Origin of the sequence: Enterococcus sp. DIV0755b (assembly GCF_051713765.1) — a bacterium.
Lineage (GTDB): Bacteria > Bacillota > Bacilli > Lactobacillales > Enterococcaceae > Enterococcus_C > Enterococcus_C canintestini.
Genome location: NZ_JBIOQN010000001.1, coordinates 2,514,804 through 2,533,017, shown reverse-complemented (window position 1 = coordinate 2,533,017; position 18,214 = coordinate 2,514,804). Strand labels below are relative to the sequence as shown.

The window sequence follows — 18,214 nt, the reverse complement described above, 5'->3', positions numbered from 1 at the left end:
ATGCTTCAGAATTTTATTGATGGTCTGTATGATTTTCACTTTTTACAGAACGCATTAATTACATCCATAGTTATAGGAATTGTTTCTGGAACAGTAGGTTGTTTTATTATTTTAAGAGGAATGTCTCTTATGGGGGATGCTATTTCTCATGCTGTTTTGCCAGGAGTAGCAATTTCTTATATTTTAGGTATTAATTTTTTTATTGGTGCGATTGTATTTGGTCTATTAGCTTCTATCATTATTACTTTTATAAAAAGCAATAGTGTAATAAAAGGAGATACAGCAATTGGTATTACTTTCAGTTCTTTTTTAGCACTAGGAGTTATCCTTATAGGAGTTGCAAATAGCTCAACGGATTTATTTCATATTTTATTTGGAAATATTTTAGCTGTACAAGATATTGATAAGTGGATTACAATTGGCGTTTCGGTTTTAGTGTTGGTTATAGTATTTCTATTTTTTAAAGAATTATTAATCACTTCTTTTGATCCATTAATGGCAAAAGCAATAGGGATGAATGTCAGTTTTTATCATTATCTATTGATGGTTCTATTAACTTTAGTAGCAGTAACAGCTATGCAAAGTGTGGGAACTATATTAATTGTTGCAATGTTAATTACACCAGCAGCTACGGCATATTTATATGCAAATAGCTTGAAAACTATGATATTTATTTCTGCAACAGTCGGAGCAAGTTCATCATTGCTTGGATTGTTTATTGGTTATAGTTTTAACATAGCAGCAGGATCAAGTATTGTTTTAACAGCGGCATTCTTATTTGTAATTAGTTTTCTAATCTCACCAAAACAAAAATTTTTAAGAAAGAAGGAGAGATCGTTATGATGAGAAAATGGAAAGCAGTACTGGGAAGTCTGGGGATTTTGATTGCTCTTTTTATATTCGGGGCATGTTCAATAAATAGTAAAGACAAAGATAAAGTGGCTTCGAACGAAAAATTAAAAGTAGTAGTTACTAATTCGATTTTAGCAGATATTACCGAAAATATAGCAAAAGATAAAATTGATTTACACAGTATCGTACCTATTGGGAAAGATCCCCACGAATATGAACCTTTGCCTGAAGATGTTCAAAAAACTTCAAAAGCAGATTTGATTTTTTATAACGGTGTTAACTTGGAAACTGGAGGAAATGCTTGGTTTACAAAATTAGTTAAAAATGCGAACAAAGAGGAAAACAAAGACTATTTTGCAGCAAGTGATGGCATAGATGTTATTTACTTAGAGGGTCAGAGTGAGAAAGGGAAGGAAGATCCTCATGCTTGGTTAAATTTAGAAAACGGTATAATTTACGCTAAAAATATTGAAAAACAGTTAGCGGAAAAAGATCCTGATAATAAAAAATTCTATAAAGAAAATCTAGATAAGTATATTGAAAAATTGGATTCTCTAGACAAAGAAGCTAAATCTAAATTTGCTTCAATTCCGAATGATAAAAAAATGATTGTTACAAGTGAAGGATGCTTTAAATATTTCTCGAAAGCGTATAATGTGCCTTCTGCTTACATTTGGGAAATCAACACTGAAGAAGAAGGAACACCAGATCAAATAAAACACTTAGTTGAAAAATTACGCACAACAAAAGTTCCCTCCTTATTCGTAGAAAGCAGTGTGGATGATAGACCAATGAAAACAGTATCAAAAGATACCAATATTCCTATCTATTCAACGATTTTTACTGATTCAATTGCAGAAAAAGGACAAGATGGTGATAGTTACTATGCGATGATGAAATGGAACCTGGATAAAATTGCTGAAGGCCTTTCGAAATAATTTGGAGGGTAGGTATGGTACAAATTAAAACGACTACTATACTAATTTATTTACTAGCAATTCAGGAATTATCAAAAAGAAAAAAGAAATTAAAAAATAATGATTTAGCAAAAGTTCTAAGTGTTAGTCCAGCATCTGTAAGTGAGATGCTGGCTAAACTTAGATATGAGGACTATTTAGATATAGGATTTCAATTAACTGATAAAGGGAAAAAATTTATTGACGATTACAAAAAAGGTTTTAAGTAAAAGACTTTATTTTTAGGGAGGATAAGAAAATGGCTATTGGAGTGATTATGATAGGACTTATCCTAATAGCTGGATATAATTTTTTTAAATCTTTCTCGGTTTATTTTAGAAAAGGTGAATGATTTAGATGAGTCTATTAATTCTTGTAGGATTGCTTTTTGTATCAGTTATTTTGCTCTTTCTCATTAGTTTAGCTCTAAGGAATGAGTTCAGTAATAGACGTTAACGATTGAAACTTCAAGTCCTGTGTAAGATAATATAGTTAATTCATCTTATTAGGAGGAAGTACCCATAGAAACCAGAGATTATATTACAACTCACCAAAAATTAATAGAAAGTGGACTAAGCCATTTTGAAAAAGAAGGATTTCAGCAAACTAAGATAAGGCAACTGTGCTTGACCGCAGGCGTAACTACGGGTGCTTTTTATAAACATTTTACTTCTAAGGAAGCGTTATTTGAAGAAATTATTCAGCCGCATATTAATGCGCTTATTAATATGTATAATGAAGAGTTTACCAAATACCTCTTAAACTTAGAAAATATAGATATAGAGAAAAGTTGGAGAGAGAACTTCAATGAATTAGATCCATTTATTAATTATATTTTTGAGAATAAACGTATATTCGATTTGGTTTTATTCCAATCAGCTGGAACCAAATATCAAGATATTGTTGAAAAAATTACATCATTTGTGACAAAAAAGACAGTCTGTTGTCTAGATAAGTTAAAGACTATCGGAATGATCAATCAAAATTTAGTCTTTAATGAAGAAGAAATCCACTTCTACATTTACTCATTCTACGCTACATTCTATGATATATTGAAGCATAGCTATTCAAAAGAAAAGACTATGCTATTAACCAGAAGATTGTATCAATTTTCTGTTCCTGGGTGGATTGAATTACTGAGTTAATTAAAAAAAGCTTGCATTGAGAATTGTTCTCAGTTATGCTTTTTGATAAGATCGCACTGTTATCTGAATAACGGTGCATTTTTATCAGCTTAAGATAACAGTGCGATCTTATTTTTTGGAGGTGAAAGAGTGTCAAAAATCAATCCGTTAACCTTGATTACTTTAAATATTTTTTTTCCGGTCATTATTTTTTTAGGAAAGGGAAATATATTTCAAGTGGGGTGTTTCATTATTGCTACAGTTTTAGTATTGATGTTTCGTAAAATAAAGACATGTATTTATTTCATCTTGATTTATTCAGTTCTGTTTTTAGTAATGAAAATTATTGATGCTATCAAGATAGAGTTTTTTACTATATTTTTTGGGACATCCTTATATATTGTATTTCGAATGTTGCCGGTCGTAATGATCTCATGGTTGTTGGTTAGTGTCTATACTAGCAATGAATTATTATCCTCTTTAGAAAAAATACATTTACCGAAAAAAATAATGTTAAGTATTACAGTAGTGATCAGATTCTTTCCGACTTATCGTTCTGAAATAAGAATGATTAAAGAATCTTTAAAAATGAGAAACATTCGCTTATCTTTTTTTCAGCCTCTGCAATATTTGGAATTTCTGTTAGTTCCCGTTCTTATACGTGCAACTATGATTGCTGAAGAAATGACCGCTAATGCAATAACAAAGGGGATAGAATCTCCTGTGAAAAGAAGTTCTTACTATAAAACAAACATGAGCTTATTAGACTATATCATCCTGTTTTCCGTTACTATTTTTTTCTTAAGTATTTTGATTTGAGGTGAAAGAATTGTTTGAATTTAACAATGTTTCTTTTTCATATAAGGATGTTAAGGAACAAGCGCTTGTTGACCTTAATTTTTCAATAAAAAAAGGCAGTCTTACATTGATTACTGGTTCTTCTGGGAGTGGGAAATCCACACTATTAAAGTTAATGAATGGACTTATTCCAAGACTTTATGACGGAAAATTGGTTGGGGAAATTTTATTTGAAAATAACTCGCTACAATCCTTAACACAAGAAAGTATATCAAAAAATATTGGCTACGTAAGTCAAGATCCTAGAGGACAATTCTTTACAACAAATACAACGAGTGAGTTAGTATTTTCGATGGAAAACTTTGGATTTACAAAAGAGCATATGGATAAAAGAATCAATGAATTAGCTGAATTATTAGATCTTTCAAATATATTAGATAAAAACATTTTTTCGCTATCAAGTGGTGAACGGCAGAAAATTTCTATTGGATGTAGTTTATCGCTAAACTCTAAATTAATTATATTGGATGAACCGTCTTCAAATTTGGACTTCAAAGCGACTAAGAAACTTGCTGACTTACTTTGTGATTTAAAAAATAAAGGATTTACTATTGTTATAGCTGAACATCGTTTTTACTATTTGAAAGAATTAATTGATCAAGTTCTATTTGTTAAAAATAGAACTGTAAAAACTACAACTATTCAGTTGTTAAAAACTGAAAACAATAACGCATTAAGGAAATTTGACATTTTTAATAGTTCGATTGAAGTTCCCTATATCGAAAAGGTAAGTGCAGATGTATTAAAAGTTGAAGAAATTACTTATGAAAATATTCTAAAAGACATAAATTTTGATGTCAAAGTTGGAGATGTTATTGGTTTGGTAGGGAAAAACGGTGTGGGGAAAACAACCTTACTAAGAATACTCATGAAGATTATTCGCCCTACCAAAGGAAAGATAATCGAAAATAAAAAAAATTTGTCATCGCCGTTTTTAGTAATGCAAGAAATGGATTACCAATTTTTCACAGAATCAGTGAGGAGCGAGTTAGCCCTGGGGAATGAAATAGTTAGTAAAGATCAGCAAGAAAAAATTTTAAAAAAAATGGAACTTTATAAAATGAAAGATCAATTACCGTTTGATTTATCCGGTGGAGAAAAACAAAGATTATTGGTTTCTATAGCTTCATTGTCAAAAACTAATTTATTTCTATTTGATGAACCTACAAGTGGGTTGGATTATATTAATATGGAAAGGATTGCTGACCTTATTAAAGACTTAAAAGAAAAGGGTGCAGTAGTTATAGCCACTCATGATCCGGAATTTCTTTATAAAACATGCAATAGAATTATTTATTTAAAAAATGGTGGAATAAAAAAAGATATAAAACTTAGAGTAGAAGATTCAACTTTGATAGAACAGATTTTTAATGACATAACGAAATAGAATTGAGGAGAATATATATGAAAACAAAAGATTATATTTTTATTGGTTTAGCTACAGTTATTTCCCTAGTAATTTACTTTTTTTCAATAATGGTTAGTAGTATTGGTGGGGCGTTTGGTCACAGCATATCCCCAGGGATTTTTGGATTATTATCTGGAATCATATTTGTTTATATTAGCTATAACTACCCTAGAAAAGGAATTTTTACTATTTACACAATTGTTTTATTGTTATTTTTTACGTTAATGGGCGGGGCGTACTTACCTTGGTTTATCAGTTCGATTAGTATGGCGATCTTAGCTGATATTATTCTATCTGTATTTGGATATGATCGAGCAATTCCTCAAGTTGCGTCTTGGGCTCTAATGCAATTAGGCAGTGCTGCCGGACAGTGGATTCCTATATGGTTCTTTACAGATCGTTTTCGTCAAGATTGGATAGATAAAGGACAATCTGCTGCAACAATGGATGCAATGATCCACTATGCGGTAGGTATATGGGGAATCATTTCAGTGTTAGTTGTAGCAAGTTTATCTATGATTGGTGTATTGATTGGAAGAAAAGTCTTAAAAAAATACAAAAAATAGAACGTAGTTTACCTTTTATCTGTTTGTACATCTCTAATTTACGCTATTACGGAAAGCATTAACAGTTGTAAACGAATAAGAGAAGAAATTGAATGCGGGGGAGGAAAAAATGAAAGTATACAAAAAATTATTTAGTTATGTCCCTAAAATGAAATACTACGGATGGTTAGCCACTTTATTTTCTGATTTTTCTGTCGTATTAACAGTCTATGGATATTACAGTATTTACAAATTTCTTCAGTCTCTAATTATTGTAGGAGATGAATATTTAGCTAAGAGTTATGCGGTTCAAACTGTTGCTTGGTTAACTTTAGGAGCTTTATTTTATATTTTTTCTGGCTTATTTTCTCATATCCTTGGGTTTCGCTTAGAGACTAATTTGAGAAAAAAGGGAATTAGCGGTTTAACAGAAGCAAGTTTTCGTTTTTTTGATTTAAATTCTTCGGGATATATTCGAAAGACAATTGATGACAACGCGGCTAAAACACATATGGCAATTGCTCACTTGATTCCAGATAGTGCTCAAGCCATAGTAACACCTGTTTTATCAGTTGCCTTAGGCTTTTTCATTAACTTTAAAATTGGATTGGTTCTAATCGCCATGTTAGTAATTGGTGTATTCTTGTTAAAGAAAATGACAGAGAATACAAATTTTATTCAAAAATATCAAGAATCGTTAGATGTGTTAAGCTCTGAAACGGTAGAATATATCCGCGGAATTCAAGTTATAAAGATATTTGGTGCTAAAGTAACATCATTTAAAGCCTTGAATAAAGCAATTAACGATTATGCTAAGTTTGCATATAAGTATTCTTTGAGTGGGAAAACACCTTTTGTTCTTTTTCAATGGCTATTTTTTGGCATAGTTTGCATTTTGATAGTTCCTATAACCTTTTTTATAACTTCTCTTACCACTCCCAAGATATTAGCTGTTGACTTGTTGATGTTGTTTTTTTTAAGTGGAATTATTTTTGTTTCTTTCATGAGAATAATGTATGTAAGTATGCACTTGTTTGAAGCAAGATATGCAGTCGAAACACTAGACTCCCTTTATTTAGAAATGAAGCAAGACCAACTAAAATATGGGAACGAGACACAGATTAAAAATTGTGACATTGCATTTGAAAATGTCAGCTTTTCATACAAAGAAGAGTGTGTTTTAGAAAATTTCAACTTAGTTTTAGAACAAAAAAGAATTTATGCATTAGTAGGAAAATCAGGAAGCGGAAAGAGTACGATAGCTAAACTAATTTCAGGTTTCTACAATGTGGATAAGGGACAGATTAAAATTGGTGGTAAGCCTTTAAATCACTATTCAAAAGACACAATTATTAACACAATTGCTTTTGTCTTTCAAGATACGAAACTATTCAATCAGAGTATTTACGATAACGTTTCTATAGCAAATCCTCAAGCGCCAGCAAGTAAAGTATTTGACGCGCTAAGATTAGCCGGTTGCGAATCGATTTTAGAAAAATTTCCCGAAAGAGAGCATACCTTAATTGGTAGTAAAGGAGTTTATCTGTCAGGAGGAGAAAAACAACGTATAGCTATTGCCAGAGCAATTTTAAAAGATGCAAAGATTGTTATTATGGATGAAGCCAGTGCATCTATTGATCCAGATAATGAGTATGAACTACAAAAGGCTTTTCAACATCTGATGAAAGAAAAAACAGTTATTATGATAGCTCATCGATTATCCAGCATTAAATCTGTAGATGAAATTCTTGTCTTGTCAGAAGGGAAAATAGTAGAACGTGGAAATCATAATGAATTAATGGCTAAACATCAAGTGTATAAACAATTGGTCACTAATTATGAGAATGCAAATGATTGGAGGCTTGACAATGAAAAGTTTTTATAAAAACAAATTCGCTTTAACTAATCAGGGCGCAGAAGATTTAGTTAAAGCATCTATTTCTAGCTTTTTTGTATACTGCATTAATATGGTACCAGCATTCATTATAATGATGCTGATAGACGAATTAGTTTTAGAAAATGTAAAGCCGCCTTGGCTTTATTTTACAGTATCGTTCGTTACTTTGCTTTTCATGTATTGGTTGTTAGATAGGGAGTATGAAAACTTATATAATAGTACTTATAAAGAAAGTGCGCATTTAAGAATGCAAATTGCAGACGATTTGTCAAATTTACCATTATCCTATTTTTCAAAACATAATTTATCAGATTTATCTCAAACTATCATGTCTGACGTTGAAGGTATTGAGCATGCGATGAGTCATGCAATACCTAAAGCCGGCGGTATGGCTCTGTTTTTCCCTTTTATTTCAGTGATGCTTTTGGTTGGTAATGTCAAAATGGGATTAGCTGTTATTTTGCCAACGTTATTTAGTTTTGTCTTAATCTTGTTATCAAAGAAATCCCAAACGAAAGCCAATACTAAATATTACGATACTTTGAGAGAAAACTCGGAAGAATTTCAAGAAACTATAGAATTGCAGCAAGAGATTAATAGCTTTAATCTATCTAAAAAAGTTCAAGACAGACTTTTCAAAAAAATGGAAGAGAGTGAAAGGATTCATTTAAAGGTAGAATTAAGTACTTTTTCAGTCATGGCCTTATCCTCTATTTTCTCATATGTTAGTTTAGCAGTAGTCATTCTAGTAGGTGTTCACTTACTGTTAACGGGTGAAGTGACTATACTCTACGTCGTTGGTTACTTACTAGCCGCAATAAAAATAAAGGATTCCTTCGATTCTATGAAAGAAGCAGTGCTTGAAATATTTTATTTAGCTCCTAAAATACAGCGAATTAGAGCTATGAAGGAAACCAGTATCCAAGAGGGATCAGATAGTCCTCTGAAATCTTTTGACATTGAGTTGCGAGATGTCTCTTTCTCATATGATAACAATACCCCAATTTTAGATCATATCTCTTTTACGGCTAAACAAGGAGAAGTGACTGCGTTAGTAGGTGCTAGTGGTTCCGGGAAAACTAGTATCTTGAAATTAGTGTCTAGACTGTATGATTATGATGAAGGCTGTATTTTAATTGATGGGTATGATATTAAACGTGTATCTCCAGCTTCTTTGTTTAGCAAAATCGCTATTGTTTTTCAAGAGGTAACTTTGTTTAATACAAGTATTTTGGAAAATATACGTATTGGAAATAGTCAAGCGTCAGATGAGGAAGTGAAAAAAGCAGCTCGTTTAGCTAACTGCGAAGACTTTATTGAAAAACTACCTGACGGTTATCATACATTGGTCGGAGAAAACGGAAGTTCACTTTCTGGAGGAGAGCGACAACGCCTATCCATAGCACGGGCTTTTTTGAAAAATGCGCCAATTTTAATTTTAGATGAAATTACTGCCAGTTTAGATGCGGAAAATGAAAAACGTATTCAGGAAAGTTTAAATCGTTTAATACAAGATAAGACAGTACTAATTATATCGCATCGCTTGAAGTCTATTGAAAAGGTAAATAAAATTGTAGTGATGGATCAAGGAAAAATAGTTGATCAAGGTACTCATAGTGAGTTGTATCGAAGGTCAGAAATATACAAAAATCTCATAAAGAAAACTAAACTATCTGAGAAATTCGTCTATGAAAAAGAAGCTCAATCACGATGATGAAATAGGCTTTAAATTAACCTACAATTTTTGGGATATAGTTATAATTCTTTTTCAAAAAGAATAATTTTATTAAACAGCATCTAATTTTGAATACACGAAAGAATCAGTATGATTGAATTAGTTCACTTAATGTCTATTCTTATAATATAAGGAATAATCAAAGTTTTAAAAAATTGGCGATAAACCAGTTAAACATAAAAGATTGAATAAAAAGTTATAGTTTCTTTCATATTGCCGTTTTAAGTAGAGGAAAAGCTACTTAAAACGGTATTTGTGTTTGATTGGACTAATAAAAGTGAATTCTTATTTTTCAGAGCTTAAACTGCATATTCTTTTAAATGATTTGATTATCTCTATGTACCGATAAATTCGTTTTCAAATAGTTATCTATTCATATGAGTTTTATTTCATGTTATTTATTGTTGACAAGAGCAACTCTTGTTGGTAAAGTATCAGTGTCAAAACGTAACGATTACGATTTGAGATGTCTAAATCAAAATAAAAGGAGTATAAAGGTATATGGCAAAAAAGTCGAAAATTGCTAAAGCAAAGAAACAAATGGCGATGATTGAAAAGTACGCAGATAAACGTCAGGAATTAAAAGCCGCAGGAGATCGCACCGCTCTCGCTAAATTGCCAAGAGATTCAAATCCGAATCGTCTGAGGCTTCGTGATCAGACGGATGGTCGTCCAAGAGGGTATATGCGAAAGTTCGGTATGTCCCGTATTAAGTTTAGAGAACTTGCCCATCAAGGGTTGATTCCTGGAGTAAAAAAAGCAAGTTGGTAAAAGGAGGAAATATCATGGCAGTACCAGCAAGAAAAACATCTAAGGCGAAGAAACGGTTAAGAAGAACTCATCAAACTGTAGTAAAACCAGAAATTTCATTTGACGAAGCGAATGGTGATTATAGACGTAGCCATCATGTATCTTTAAAAGGGTACTATAATGGAAAGAAAGTAATTAAAGGAGCTTCAAAATAGTTTAATATATAACTTTTAGGAGGGAATCAAAATGGAAATTATTTACCCACCTTTAGTTGAAGAAGGATTAAAGTATTATCTTGAAACGACCCAGCAATCGCTAGATAAATGCACTTTTTATCGTTCGATGGTAGAGAGAGGAATTATTACTGAAACGGGTTTACCGACCCAACAGGCAATTGAAAATGGATTAGTCAAAGATTACTATGAGGACCAAGGCTTATCATTTGATGATTTTTTAAGAATCTATCCAATTTTTGAAGAGTATGACGAGGAGTTATTTCAATGTATTGATGGTTATTGGGAGATACCTGTTGATATGAAAGAAAATTTAGTTTCACAATTGGAATCTGGCGAGTTAACTTTTGAAGATGCACAACAAATTCAAGCATATCTTGAAGATCGATAAGTATTGAAGGAGGAAGATTTATGCGTCAAAATATTATTTTGGAATGTGTCGAAACTGGAGAACGTCTGTATCTCACCAGCAAAAATAAACGGAATAACCCTGAACGGTTAGAATTAAAAAAGTATTCACCAAAATTGCGCAGACGGGCAATTTTCAAAGAAGTGAAATAGCTAAGTGATAAAAAGGTGACAAAATGGGCATACCAGTTACAATCGTTTCTGGATTTTTAGGGGCTGGAAAAACAACGCTAATCAATCAAGCCTTGCAAGTCTCACCCTACCCCAGGGAAGAAATTATTATAATTGAAAATGAGTTTGGTGAAGTTGGGATTGATCACAAATTATTAGTTCATAGCGAGGAACGGGTGTTACAACTAAATAATGGATGTATGTGTTGCAGTCTTCGCAGTGATTTATTAGCAATATTGATTTCTTTACTGGAAACAATAGAAGAACATCAACAACCAATTTCACAAATCATCATTGAAACTACAGGTATAGCAGATCCCCAACCAATCATTCAAACACTTTTAACAGCGCCTCAACTAAGAGGAAGAGTATATATCGATAGTTTATTGACTGTTATTGATAGTGACAGTTTTGAACTTATTGAAAGAGAACCACAAGCCCTTAAGCAACTTGTCATGGCAGATCGCATTTTTGTGTCTAGAAAACAAAACTTGAATTTATCCGCACTAAAAAAATTACAGAGAGAAATCAAAAGTATTAACCCTTTATCCGATATTCGAATGTTCACACATAGTGAAACGATTCAAAAAAAGGATTTTTATAATTTGGAAAAATTCAATCATCCCTTAGTTTTTGAAAGTGATTCATCAGAAAATCACTATAATGGCAAACACTATCATCAACATCATCAAGAACATGAGTTTAAATCAATTCTCTTAACTTCAGATCAAGACATAAAAAAAGATTTTTTATTCCAATGGATTGACCGGCTGATTTTAACCAACCAAGGGAGCCTGTATCGTTTTAAAGGATTGATTGCTTTGCAAGATCAAGATTTTATAGTTGCCATACAAGGGGTAAACGAACAGGTTAATTTTCAATACACCACTCGACAAAAAGACCAAACCACTATTATTCTAATTGGAAAAATGTTGGATGAAGAAAGGATCAAACAGAGTTTTGATAAATTACTGGCGGAAAGCAAATAATGATAAGTATTGATTAGGGGTAATTTCTAATGGAGAAAACGGATATATCTAGTGCATATCGACGACTTAAAAGCCCGAATATCAAAACTAGAAAAAGGGCATTAAAAATTATCAAAGAACATAAACAAAATAAAATGAAGAAATTAGCATAATTAAGGAAGGAAAAAGAATGAAGAAAATCAGTGTAGGACTTATTGGGATAGCAGCTCTAGGATTATTGGGAGCTTGCTCCAGCACTAATGATGCAAAAGTATCGAATGATAAAGATGGAAAATTAGAAATTGTAACAACGTTCTATCCAATGTATGATTTCACCAAAAACATCGTCGGCGATGAAGCGAACGTGGATTTAATGGTTCCAGCGGGATCAGAACCTCATGACTATGAGCCCTCAGCTAAGGATATGGCAAAAGCTCATGATGCTGATGTTTTTGTATATCATAACGAAAACATGGAATCATGGGTACCAAAAGCTAAAGAAAGTTGGAAGAAAGCTGGGCCTAATGTAGTAGAAGGAACAAAAGACATGATTTTATTGCCAGGTAGTGAAGAAGAAGATCATGATCACGGAGAAGAAGATCACCATCATGAACTAGATCCTCATACGTGGGTTTCACCCAAAATGGCAATTAAGGAAGTTTCAAATATCAAGGATCAGTTAGTTAAATTGTATCCGAAAAAAGCAAAAGTATTTGAGACAAATGCTGAAAAGTATTTGACTAAACTGAAACGGTTGGATGCTGACTATACCACTAGTCTTAAAGAAGCGAAACAAAAAAGTTTTGTGACACAACATGCAGCCTTTGGATATTTAGCTTTGGATTATAGATTGATACAAGTTCCTATTGCTGGACTAAGTCCTGAAGAAGAGCCATCTTCTGGTCGATTAGCTGAATTAAAAGAGTATGTTAAAAAAAATAAGATCAATTATATTTACTTTGAAAAGAATGCTAATGATAAAATCGCAAAAACTTTGGCCAATGAAGCTGGGATAAAATTGGAAGTATTGAATCCTCTTGAAAGTCTTACAAAAGAACAAATGGATAATGGTGAAGATTATGTTTCAGTAATGGAAGACAATCTAAAAGCGTTAGAGAAAACAACTATGGTTGCTGGTGAAGAGGTAGTTCCAGAAAAAGAAGCGAAGGATGAAAAGACAGTTGCTAATGGGTACTTTAAAGATGCCGATGTGAAGGATCGCGAATTGAGTGATTATACAGGTGAATGGCAATCTGTTTATCCGTTGTTAAAAGATGGAATTTTGGATGAAGTTTTCGATTACAAAGCAAAACTCAATAAAGACATGACAGCTGCCGAGTACAAAGATTATTATACTACTGGCTATAAGACAGATATTGATACTATCAACATTAAAGACAACACCATTGATTTTGTAGTCAACGGTGAACATCATCAATACACATACAAATATGTTGGATACAAAATTTTGAATTATGAAAAAGGAAACCGTGGTGTTCGTTTTAATTTTGAAACTGATGATGCAGGTGCTGGTCGTTTTAAATATATTCAATTTAGCGATCATGGAATTGCACCAAGTAAGGCAGAGCATTTTCATATTTTCTTTGGTGGAGAAAGTCAAGAAAAACTTTATAATGAAATGCATAATTGGCCTACTTTCTATCCAGCTTCATTATCTGAGCATGAGATTGCTCAAGAAATGATGGCCCATTAAAATCCAATCTTTGGAGGAAATACATGGTAAGAAAAGTATTATTGTCTATGGATTCCAAGAATATTGATGCTTATCGGCGTTATCGATTTGCAAAGCAAATGAGATTAAATGGGAGTACATTAGCTGATATTGCTGCAACTTTACATGTTAGTATTGACACAGTTCATAGAGTATTAAAACGGGATCCTGATTGTTGTTTTATCAAGGTCAATACTGGAAGAAGTAGACGTTTAGCAAAACGGCATAATAGCTTGGCCAATTAATTGATAATACCAGAGTAGATCATTTTTCCCTTATTTGGATTTGATCTGCTTTTTATTATTTCTTGAATTGTCAAATCAAGCGCAACACTTTATCAAAGAAGACTTCATAAGGTGTTCTCCAATCTAAACACTTTCTAGGTCTTTTATTCAGTTTTTCAATCATCTGATTTATCGTTGAGTTATCTACCGTAGCTATCTCTTTCGATTTTGGCAAGTATTCTCGAATGAGTCTATTCGTATTTTAATTTGTTCATTGTTGCCAAGGGCATGAGGATCTGGAAAATAAAAGGGCATATTATTCAATACTTCTGTAACTGCGAAATGATTGGAGAATTCTTTTCCTCTATCTGGAGTGATCGTTTTGACCGCCTCATTTGGAATACTGCTTAAAAGTTCAATCATTTTCTCGCTCACATAAGCGGCTTTCTTTCTGGGGACCTTCTTTCCTGCTAAAAGGAAGCATGATTTTCTGTCTGTCAAAGTCACTAAACAAGTACCACCAGTTTTGCCAGCTACAATATCGGCTTTCCAATGACCAAAATCACTTCTATCATCTGCGGATTTTGGATGGCCATGGATCGAATGAGTAAGGCAAATCTTCCCACGAGACTCGACATGATTTTTTGTATGTCTTGTTTTTCCTCGATGGTGCAATGAACGGATCAGGCCTTTATTGCCGTGTGAGAGGGGTTCTGTATCGAAAAGATCATTGCAAATTGCACGGTAGATCGTGATAAAACTAATTGAAAAGTCCATATGTTCATGCTTCAAACGATTCGAGATTTTCTCTGGCGACCACTGAAAATCGACAAATAAATGACGAACAATTGACCAAACTCACGGATCATTTAGAATGTGATAACGTCCGCATTTTTTCTTCGATAAGCATAATTTTTTTCCGCTTTGGAAGGTGATTAGTTTTTTTCTTGTTTCTTCTCAGTTCATGTAAAATAGTAAACGGGCTATGCTGAATGTCGTTGCCAATTATACTAATAGAAAATCCTTCTTCGTGAAGCAGAAAGATTCTTTCTCGTTCGAGTATAGTAAGATGACAATACTGGCTCATAATTATTTTCCTTCTAGGAGTGTTCTCGACAAACTTATACTAGTTGGATATCGATTATGACTCATTTTTATGTGTTGCACTTAAAGTGTAAATTCAAGGTATAGAAAGAGGTTCCCTATGAAAAAAATACCTATTACAATCTTAACTGGCTATCTTGGTTCAGGAAAAACGTTACTTCTAAATCATATTCTGTACGGTGATCACGGAAAGGAAATTGCTGTCATTGTAAATGACATAGGGGAAGTAAATGTTGATGGGGTATTAGTCGACAAGAAAGGTTTTAAAAGAACTGGAGAAAAACTTGTTTCGATGCCGAATGGATGCATTTGTTGTACATTACGCGAAGATTTGATTGTTGAACTAGATCAATTAGTGCAATTTTCTGACTTGAATCAAATTGTTATTGAAGCTTCAGGAATCAGCAAACCAATTCCAATTATTCAAGCAATTATATTAGCTAAAAACCCTTTAGACATTGATTTGACCCAACGATTAGAGATTGGTGCCATTATTATAGTAGTGGATGTAAAACGTTTTTGGGATAATTTCGAAACAGGTGAAAAGATTCAGGAAAGAAAAGCTGAAGGTAATGTAGTTGAAGAAGAACAGGATATTCGTGGCTTGTTAATTGATCAATTCGAGTGTTGTAACATATTACTTTTAAATAATAGTGACTTAGTGTCAACCAAGACGATTTACAAAATTAACGGTCTAATTGCTAAGTTACAGTCCAATGCCAAAATAATTAGGACAATTAAAGGTGAAGTAGACTTATCGAAAATTCTAAATACAAATCTTTTTAATATAGATGAGACTTCCTATTCAATGGGCTGGTTCAAAGAGTTAGAGCTTGGCTATCAAAATCATATTCCTGAAACAGAAGAATATGGTATCTCAAGTTTTATCTATCGAAATCGGTTACTCCTTGACGCACAAAAATTTGCCCATCTTACGGATAAAAATTTTCCTGGCAATATTACAAGAGCAATTGGTATGAAGATGGATCAACAATGTATTAAGGAACAACTTGAGGGTTGTTTAACTGATTCTCTTAATGCAGATAATTTCCGAAAAATTTCACCATTTCCATGGAAAAATTCTAATATGTTTAGCCAGATATCGTTAATGAAATTTTTAAGAAAAGCTGGTGTCAAGATAGGCGATGTCATAATTATTGGCATTTTGATTATTACCTCTTTTATTCCCTTATTTGTATTCTCTATAGAAAAGGAGAATGAAACAACTGAAGATGCTATCAAATATGCCATCGTTCGAATTGATGGCAAGGAAATGGATCGCTTCGATTTGGATAAGATCAATCATAAACTCGTGAATTATCATCCTGCGAAGGGACAATATAATATTGTTGAGATTAAAGATGGAAGAATTCGAGTTAAAGAAGATAATAGTCCTGATCAAATCGCGGTTAGAACTGGATGGATCTCAAAACCCGGTCAAACGAGTATTTGTTTACCCCATAAGTTAGTTATTAGTATTGAGAAAAAAGAAAGCACAGATTACTACATTTACTAATCTGGAAATAGATGAGGAGGTTTTTAATAAGAAAAAGATATTATTATTAATAATAGCAGGGGCTTTATTAAGTGTGTTAAGCGCTTGTGGACAAGAAAAAGAAGCGGTGACAACAGGCACAAGTATCTTTAACGGGACCTGCAATGGTTTAGTTAACAGTCGGTTAGATTACTTATTTTGGCTCTTCGTCAATGAGTGTTGGTGAAGAAATTCAATAGAATAATCGAGATACTCACACGGCTAGACAGCTATCTTGTCTAGCCGTGTTGTTGTTCTGGCTTTAGTCAGTTGGGTAGTGTTCTTAGTTTTCTTGAAATATTTTCCTCGATATAAAAAGATTCGTTCTCGGTAGTTTTGAAAATTTCTAAAGCCATAGGCAATTCGTTTTAGTACTTTGATATGGTTGTTCAAACATTCTATAGGGCCGTTGGAATAGGGAACGCGCAACGCTCGTTTGATTTCTGTTCGATATTTCTTGAAGGTCGTGAACACTGGTTGGTAGTGCTCTGGCAACTCCTTGTAGTCTTCTTTTAGGAGCGCGACGAATTTGGGAACAGCTTGTCTTCTGATAGCGGAAAGAAAATCCTGGTAGACTTCGTAGCCTCGCTTTAAGGAGTCATCATAAGATAATAGCCGATCGACTATCTCCGCTTCTGTCAGATGATCTCGAAATGACGGACGCCAGTAGCGATTCTGGCCCTTCAATTCCCACGCATTCTTTTGAAGTAGTCTCCAGTATTTCTTTAAGTGCTTCGACCGACGATCCCCTTTTTTAAAGGTCTTCATTACTTGAATTCGGTGGTTGGTAAAGGCCCGACCGATGTGTTGGCTAATATGAAAGCGATCGGCGACGATTCGGGCATTCGGAAAACACTCTTTCACCAATGTGCGATAGGGTGTATAGAAATCTGAAACCACTAGACGTACTTGTTCACGGACTTTTCTAGGGTAGCGCAAGAAATAGTCGCGTAAAGGATTGAGTTGCCGATTTTCCACAATATCAATCAGTTGATGGGTCTTGCCGTCCATCATGACAAAGCTCATGGCTCCCGAGACATTTTTCACTGATTTGAATTCATCGAAACACACCACTTCTGGTAACAGCTGGTTCAAAGAAACGGTTTTAGGCTGAAGGCTGCGAAGTATTCGAATGACAGTGGTCGGAGAAATGTGCTTCATACGTGCGATCAAAGACATAGAAAGAGGTTCGCTTAATAGCTCAAGAATGGCTTGTTTGACTCTGCGAGCAATGGAGCAGCGACGATCACTAACTGAATCTTCTGCTAAAAAAGTCTTTCCACAGTGTTTACATTTGAAGCGCTGTTTGTTAATCCGCAGAATGGTCTTGTAGTTACTGACATCATTCAATAAGATGGATACTTTTTTCCAGCCCCATTTAATGATCGTTTGCTCATTTTGATAGTGGCGATGAAAGCATTCCTCCGGTTGATAGGTCAATGTGACATCAAAAGCAAAACATGTTTCGTCATTGATTCGCTCTTTGCGAAAGGCATCCTCATGAAAAGTAAGATTTAGGTCTAGAATATCTAGTAACTCTTTGGTAAACTCTGAATAGGACATCTTGAAACACTCCTTTGAATGGTTTTTGTCGACTTTATTCTAAAGGATTTTAAGGTGTCTGTTTGCGTTTATTAAAAAAAAGAAAAAGTATTGGCAACAGAAGGCGTCACCAACACTAGATATTATAGATCCCTTATTTTCTTCGCTTCAAA

General features: G+C 33.4%; 20 protein-coding genes and 1 pseudogene. 18 read left to right on the top strand and 3 right to left on the bottom strand.

Translation table 11 applies throughout. The features are described from left to right. From IGI65_RS12225 to IGI65_RS12145, 17 genes are all read left to right on the top strand, one after another. A complete protein-coding gene (locus IGI65_RS12225; protein WP_071865675.1) occupies nt 1-843 on the top strand; it encodes a metal ABC transporter permease in 843 nt (280 codons plus the stop codon). Beyond that, nucleotides 840-1,790 carry a metal ABC transporter substrate-binding protein gene (locus IGI65_RS12220; protein ID WP_010729812.1) on the top strand — a complete coding sequence of 317 codons (951 nt, stop codon included), beginning with the start codon at nt 840-842 and terminating at the stop codon, nt 1,788-1,790. Before IGI65_RS12225 ends, IGI65_RS12220 begins: the two co-directional genes overlap by 4 nt. Before the next feature lie 14 nt (nt 1,791-1,804). Further along, nucleotides 1,805-2,038 (top strand): metal-dependent transcriptional regulator, encoded by a 234-nt coding sequence (locus IGI65_RS12215; RefSeq protein WP_002297302.1) that lies wholly within the window; start codon nt 1,805-1,807, stop codon nt 2,036-2,038. Nucleotides 2,039-2,368: 330 nt separating this feature from the next. Continuing rightward, nucleotides 2,369-2,953 (top strand): TetR/AcrR family transcriptional regulator, encoded by a 585-nt coding sequence (locus IGI65_RS12210; RefSeq protein WP_071858995.1) that lies wholly within the window; start codon nt 2,369-2,371, stop codon nt 2,951-2,953. 129 nt (nt 2,954-3,082) lie between these two features. Further along, nucleotides 3,083-3,751, top strand: coding sequence for an energy-coupling factor transporter transmembrane component T (locus IGI65_RS12205; RefSeq protein ID WP_002297304.1), 669 nt, complete (start codon nt 3,083-3,085; stop codon nt 3,749-3,751). 10 nt (nt 3,752-3,761) lie between these two features. Next, a complete protein-coding gene (locus IGI65_RS12200) occupies nt 3,762-5,177 on the top strand; it encodes an ABC transporter ATP-binding protein (protein ID WP_002303655.1) in 1,416 nt (471 codons plus the stop codon). Between the two features lie 17 nt (nt 5,178-5,194). Next, entirely contained in the window at nt 5,195-5,764 is a 570-nt protein-coding gene (locus tag IGI65_RS12195) for an MptD family putative ECF transporter S component (protein ID WP_002302405.1), read from the top strand. Between the two features lie 109 nt (nt 5,765-5,873). Continuing rightward, nucleotides 5,874-7,628: an ABC transporter ATP-binding protein gene (locus IGI65_RS12190; RefSeq protein WP_002302406.1), complete on the top strand. Its 1,755-nt coding sequence runs from the start codon at nt 5,874-5,876 to the stop codon at nt 7,626-7,628. Next, the gene (locus tag IGI65_RS12185) at nt 7,612-9,354 is read left to right on the top strand and encodes an ABC transporter ATP-binding protein (RefSeq protein ID WP_002303659.1); all 1,743 of its coding nucleotides are present in this window, start codon (nt 7,612-7,614) and stop codon (nt 9,352-9,354) included. Before IGI65_RS12190 ends, IGI65_RS12185 begins: the two co-directional genes overlap by 17 nt. 522 nt (nt 9,355-9,876) lie before the next feature. Further along, nucleotides 9,877-10,146: a 30S ribosomal protein S14 gene (rpsN, locus tag IGI65_RS12180; RefSeq protein ID WP_002297316.1), complete on the top strand. Its 270-nt coding sequence runs from the start codon at nt 9,877-9,879 to the stop codon at nt 10,144-10,146. Between the two features lie 14 nt (nt 10,147-10,160). Then, nucleotides 10,161-10,340, top strand: coding sequence for a 50S ribosomal protein L32 (gene rpmF / locus IGI65_RS12175; protein ID WP_002297318.1), 180 nt, complete (start codon nt 10,161-10,163; stop codon nt 10,338-10,340). A gap of 31 nt (nt 10,341-10,371) precedes the next feature. After that, nucleotides 10,372-10,749, top strand: coding sequence for a hypothetical protein (locus IGI65_RS12170; RefSeq protein WP_002297319.1), 378 nt, complete (start codon nt 10,372-10,374; stop codon nt 10,747-10,749). A 20-nt stretch (nt 10,750-10,769) separates the two neighbouring features. Next, nucleotides 10,770-10,919: a 50S ribosomal protein L33 gene (gene rpmG / locus IGI65_RS12165; protein ID WP_002297320.1), complete on the top strand. Its 150-nt coding sequence runs from the start codon at nt 10,770-10,772 to the stop codon at nt 10,917-10,919. A 23-nt stretch (nt 10,920-10,942) separates the two neighbouring features. Beyond that, complete coding sequence (locus IGI65_RS12160) at nt 10,943-11,926, top strand: CobW family GTP-binding protein (protein ID WP_070509367.1); 984 nt, start codon at nt 10,943-10,945, stop codon at nt 11,924-11,926. 29 nt (nt 11,927-11,955) lie between these two features. Next, nucleotides 11,956-12,078 carry a putative metal homeostasis protein gene (locus tag IGI65_RS12155; RefSeq protein ID WP_002302412.1) on the top strand — a complete coding sequence of 41 codons (123 nt, stop codon included), beginning with the start codon at nt 11,956-11,958 and terminating at the stop codon, nt 12,076-12,078. A 17-nt stretch (nt 12,079-12,095) separates the two neighbouring features. Continuing rightward, nucleotides 12,096-13,619: a zinc ABC transporter substrate-binding protein AdcA gene (locus IGI65_RS12150; protein WP_412259338.1), complete on the top strand. Its 1,524-nt coding sequence runs from the start codon at nt 12,096-12,098 to the stop codon at nt 13,617-13,619. Between the two features lie 23 nt (nt 13,620-13,642). Continuing rightward, nucleotides 13,643-13,882, top strand: coding sequence for a helix-turn-helix domain-containing protein (locus IGI65_RS12145; protein ID WP_002304820.1), 240 nt, complete (start codon nt 13,643-13,645; stop codon nt 13,880-13,882). A gap of 192 nt (nt 13,883-14,074) precedes the next feature. Here the strand turns inward: IGI65_RS12145 and IGI65_RS12140 are convergent, their stop codons facing one another. After that, complete coding sequence (locus IGI65_RS12140; RefSeq protein ID WP_438774226.1) at nt 14,075-14,638, bottom strand: IS30 family transposase; 564 nt, start codon at nt 14,636-14,638, stop codon at nt 14,075-14,077. Between the two features lie 92 nt (nt 14,639-14,730). Further along, nucleotides 14,731-14,948 (bottom strand): annotated as a pseudogene (locus tag IGI65_RS12135) (helix-turn-helix domain-containing protein). 117 nt (nt 14,949-15,065) lie between these two features. Between IGI65_RS12135 and IGI65_RS12130 the strand changes: the two are divergent. Continuing rightward, complete coding sequence (locus tag IGI65_RS12130; protein WP_071865669.1) at nt 15,066-16,481, top strand: GTP-binding protein; 1,416 nt, start codon at nt 15,066-15,068, stop codon at nt 16,479-16,481. A 240-nt stretch (nt 16,482-16,721) separates the two neighbouring features. On the opposite strand, the gene IGI65_RS12125 is transcribed toward IGI65_RS12130, so the two are convergent. Beyond that, nucleotides 16,722-18,062 (bottom strand): ISL3 family transposase, encoded by a 1,341-nt coding sequence (locus IGI65_RS12125; protein WP_438774225.1) that lies wholly within the window; start codon nt 18,060-18,062, stop codon nt 16,722-16,724. Nucleotides 18,063-18,214 lie beyond the last annotated feature (152 nt).

Bases quoted from the DNA above. Each gene is read 5' to 3' on its own strand.
- IGI65_RS12225 (WP_071865675.1), top strand. From the start codon at position 1: ATGCTTCAGAATTTTATTGATGGTCTGTATGATTTTCACTTTTTACAG.
- IGI65_RS12220 (WP_010729812.1), top strand. From the start codon at position 840: ATGATGAGAAAATGGAAAGCAGTACTGGGAAGTCTGGGGATTTTGATT.
- IGI65_RS12215 (WP_002297302.1), top strand. From the start codon at position 1,805: ATGGTACAAATTAAAACGACTACTATACTAATTTATTTACTAGCAATT.
- IGI65_RS12195 (WP_002302405.1), top strand. From the start codon at position 5,195: ATGAAAACAAAAGATTATATTTTTATTGGTTTAGCTACAGTTATTTCC.
- IGI65_RS12190 (WP_002302406.1), top strand. From the start codon at position 5,874: ATGAAAGTATACAAAAAATTATTTAGTTATGTCCCTAAAATGAAATAC.
- IGI65_RS12185 (WP_002303659.1), top strand. From the start codon at position 7,612: ATGAAAAGTTTTTATAAAAACAAATTCGCTTTAACTAATCAGGGCGCA.
- rpsN (WP_002297316.1), top strand. From the start codon at position 9,877: ATGGCAAAAAAGTCGAAAATTGCTAAAGCAAAGAAACAAATGGCGATG.
- rpmF (WP_002297318.1), top strand. From the start codon at position 10,161: ATGGCAGTACCAGCAAGAAAAACATCTAAGGCGAAGAAACGGTTAAGA.
- IGI65_RS12170 (WP_002297319.1), top strand. From the start codon at position 10,372: ATGGAAATTATTTACCCACCTTTAGTTGAAGAAGGATTAAAGTATTAT.
- rpmG (WP_002297320.1), top strand. From the start codon at position 10,770: ATGCGTCAAAATATTATTTTGGAATGTGTCGAAACTGGAGAACGTCTG.
- IGI65_RS12160 (WP_070509367.1), top strand. From the start codon at position 10,943: ATGGGCATACCAGTTACAATCGTTTCTGGATTTTTAGGGGCTGGAAAA.
- IGI65_RS12155 (WP_002302412.1), top strand. From the start codon at position 11,956: ATGGAGAAAACGGATATATCTAGTGCATATCGACGACTTAAAAGCCCG.
- IGI65_RS12150 (WP_412259338.1), top strand. From the start codon at position 12,096: ATGAAGAAAATCAGTGTAGGACTTATTGGGATAGCAGCTCTAGGATTA.
- IGI65_RS12145 (WP_002304820.1), top strand. From the start codon at position 13,643: ATGGTAAGAAAAGTATTATTGTCTATGGATTCCAAGAATATTGATGCT.
- IGI65_RS12140 (WP_438774226.1), bottom strand. From the start codon at position 14,638: ATGGACTTTTCAATTAGTTTTATCACGATCTACCGTGCAATTTGCAAT.
- IGI65_RS12130 (WP_071865669.1), top strand. From the start codon at position 15,066: ATGAAAAAAATACCTATTACAATCTTAACTGGCTATCTTGGTTCAGGA.
- IGI65_RS12125 (WP_438774225.1), bottom strand. From the start codon at position 18,062: ATGTCCTATTCAGAGTTTACCAAAGAGTTACTAGATATTCTAGACCTA.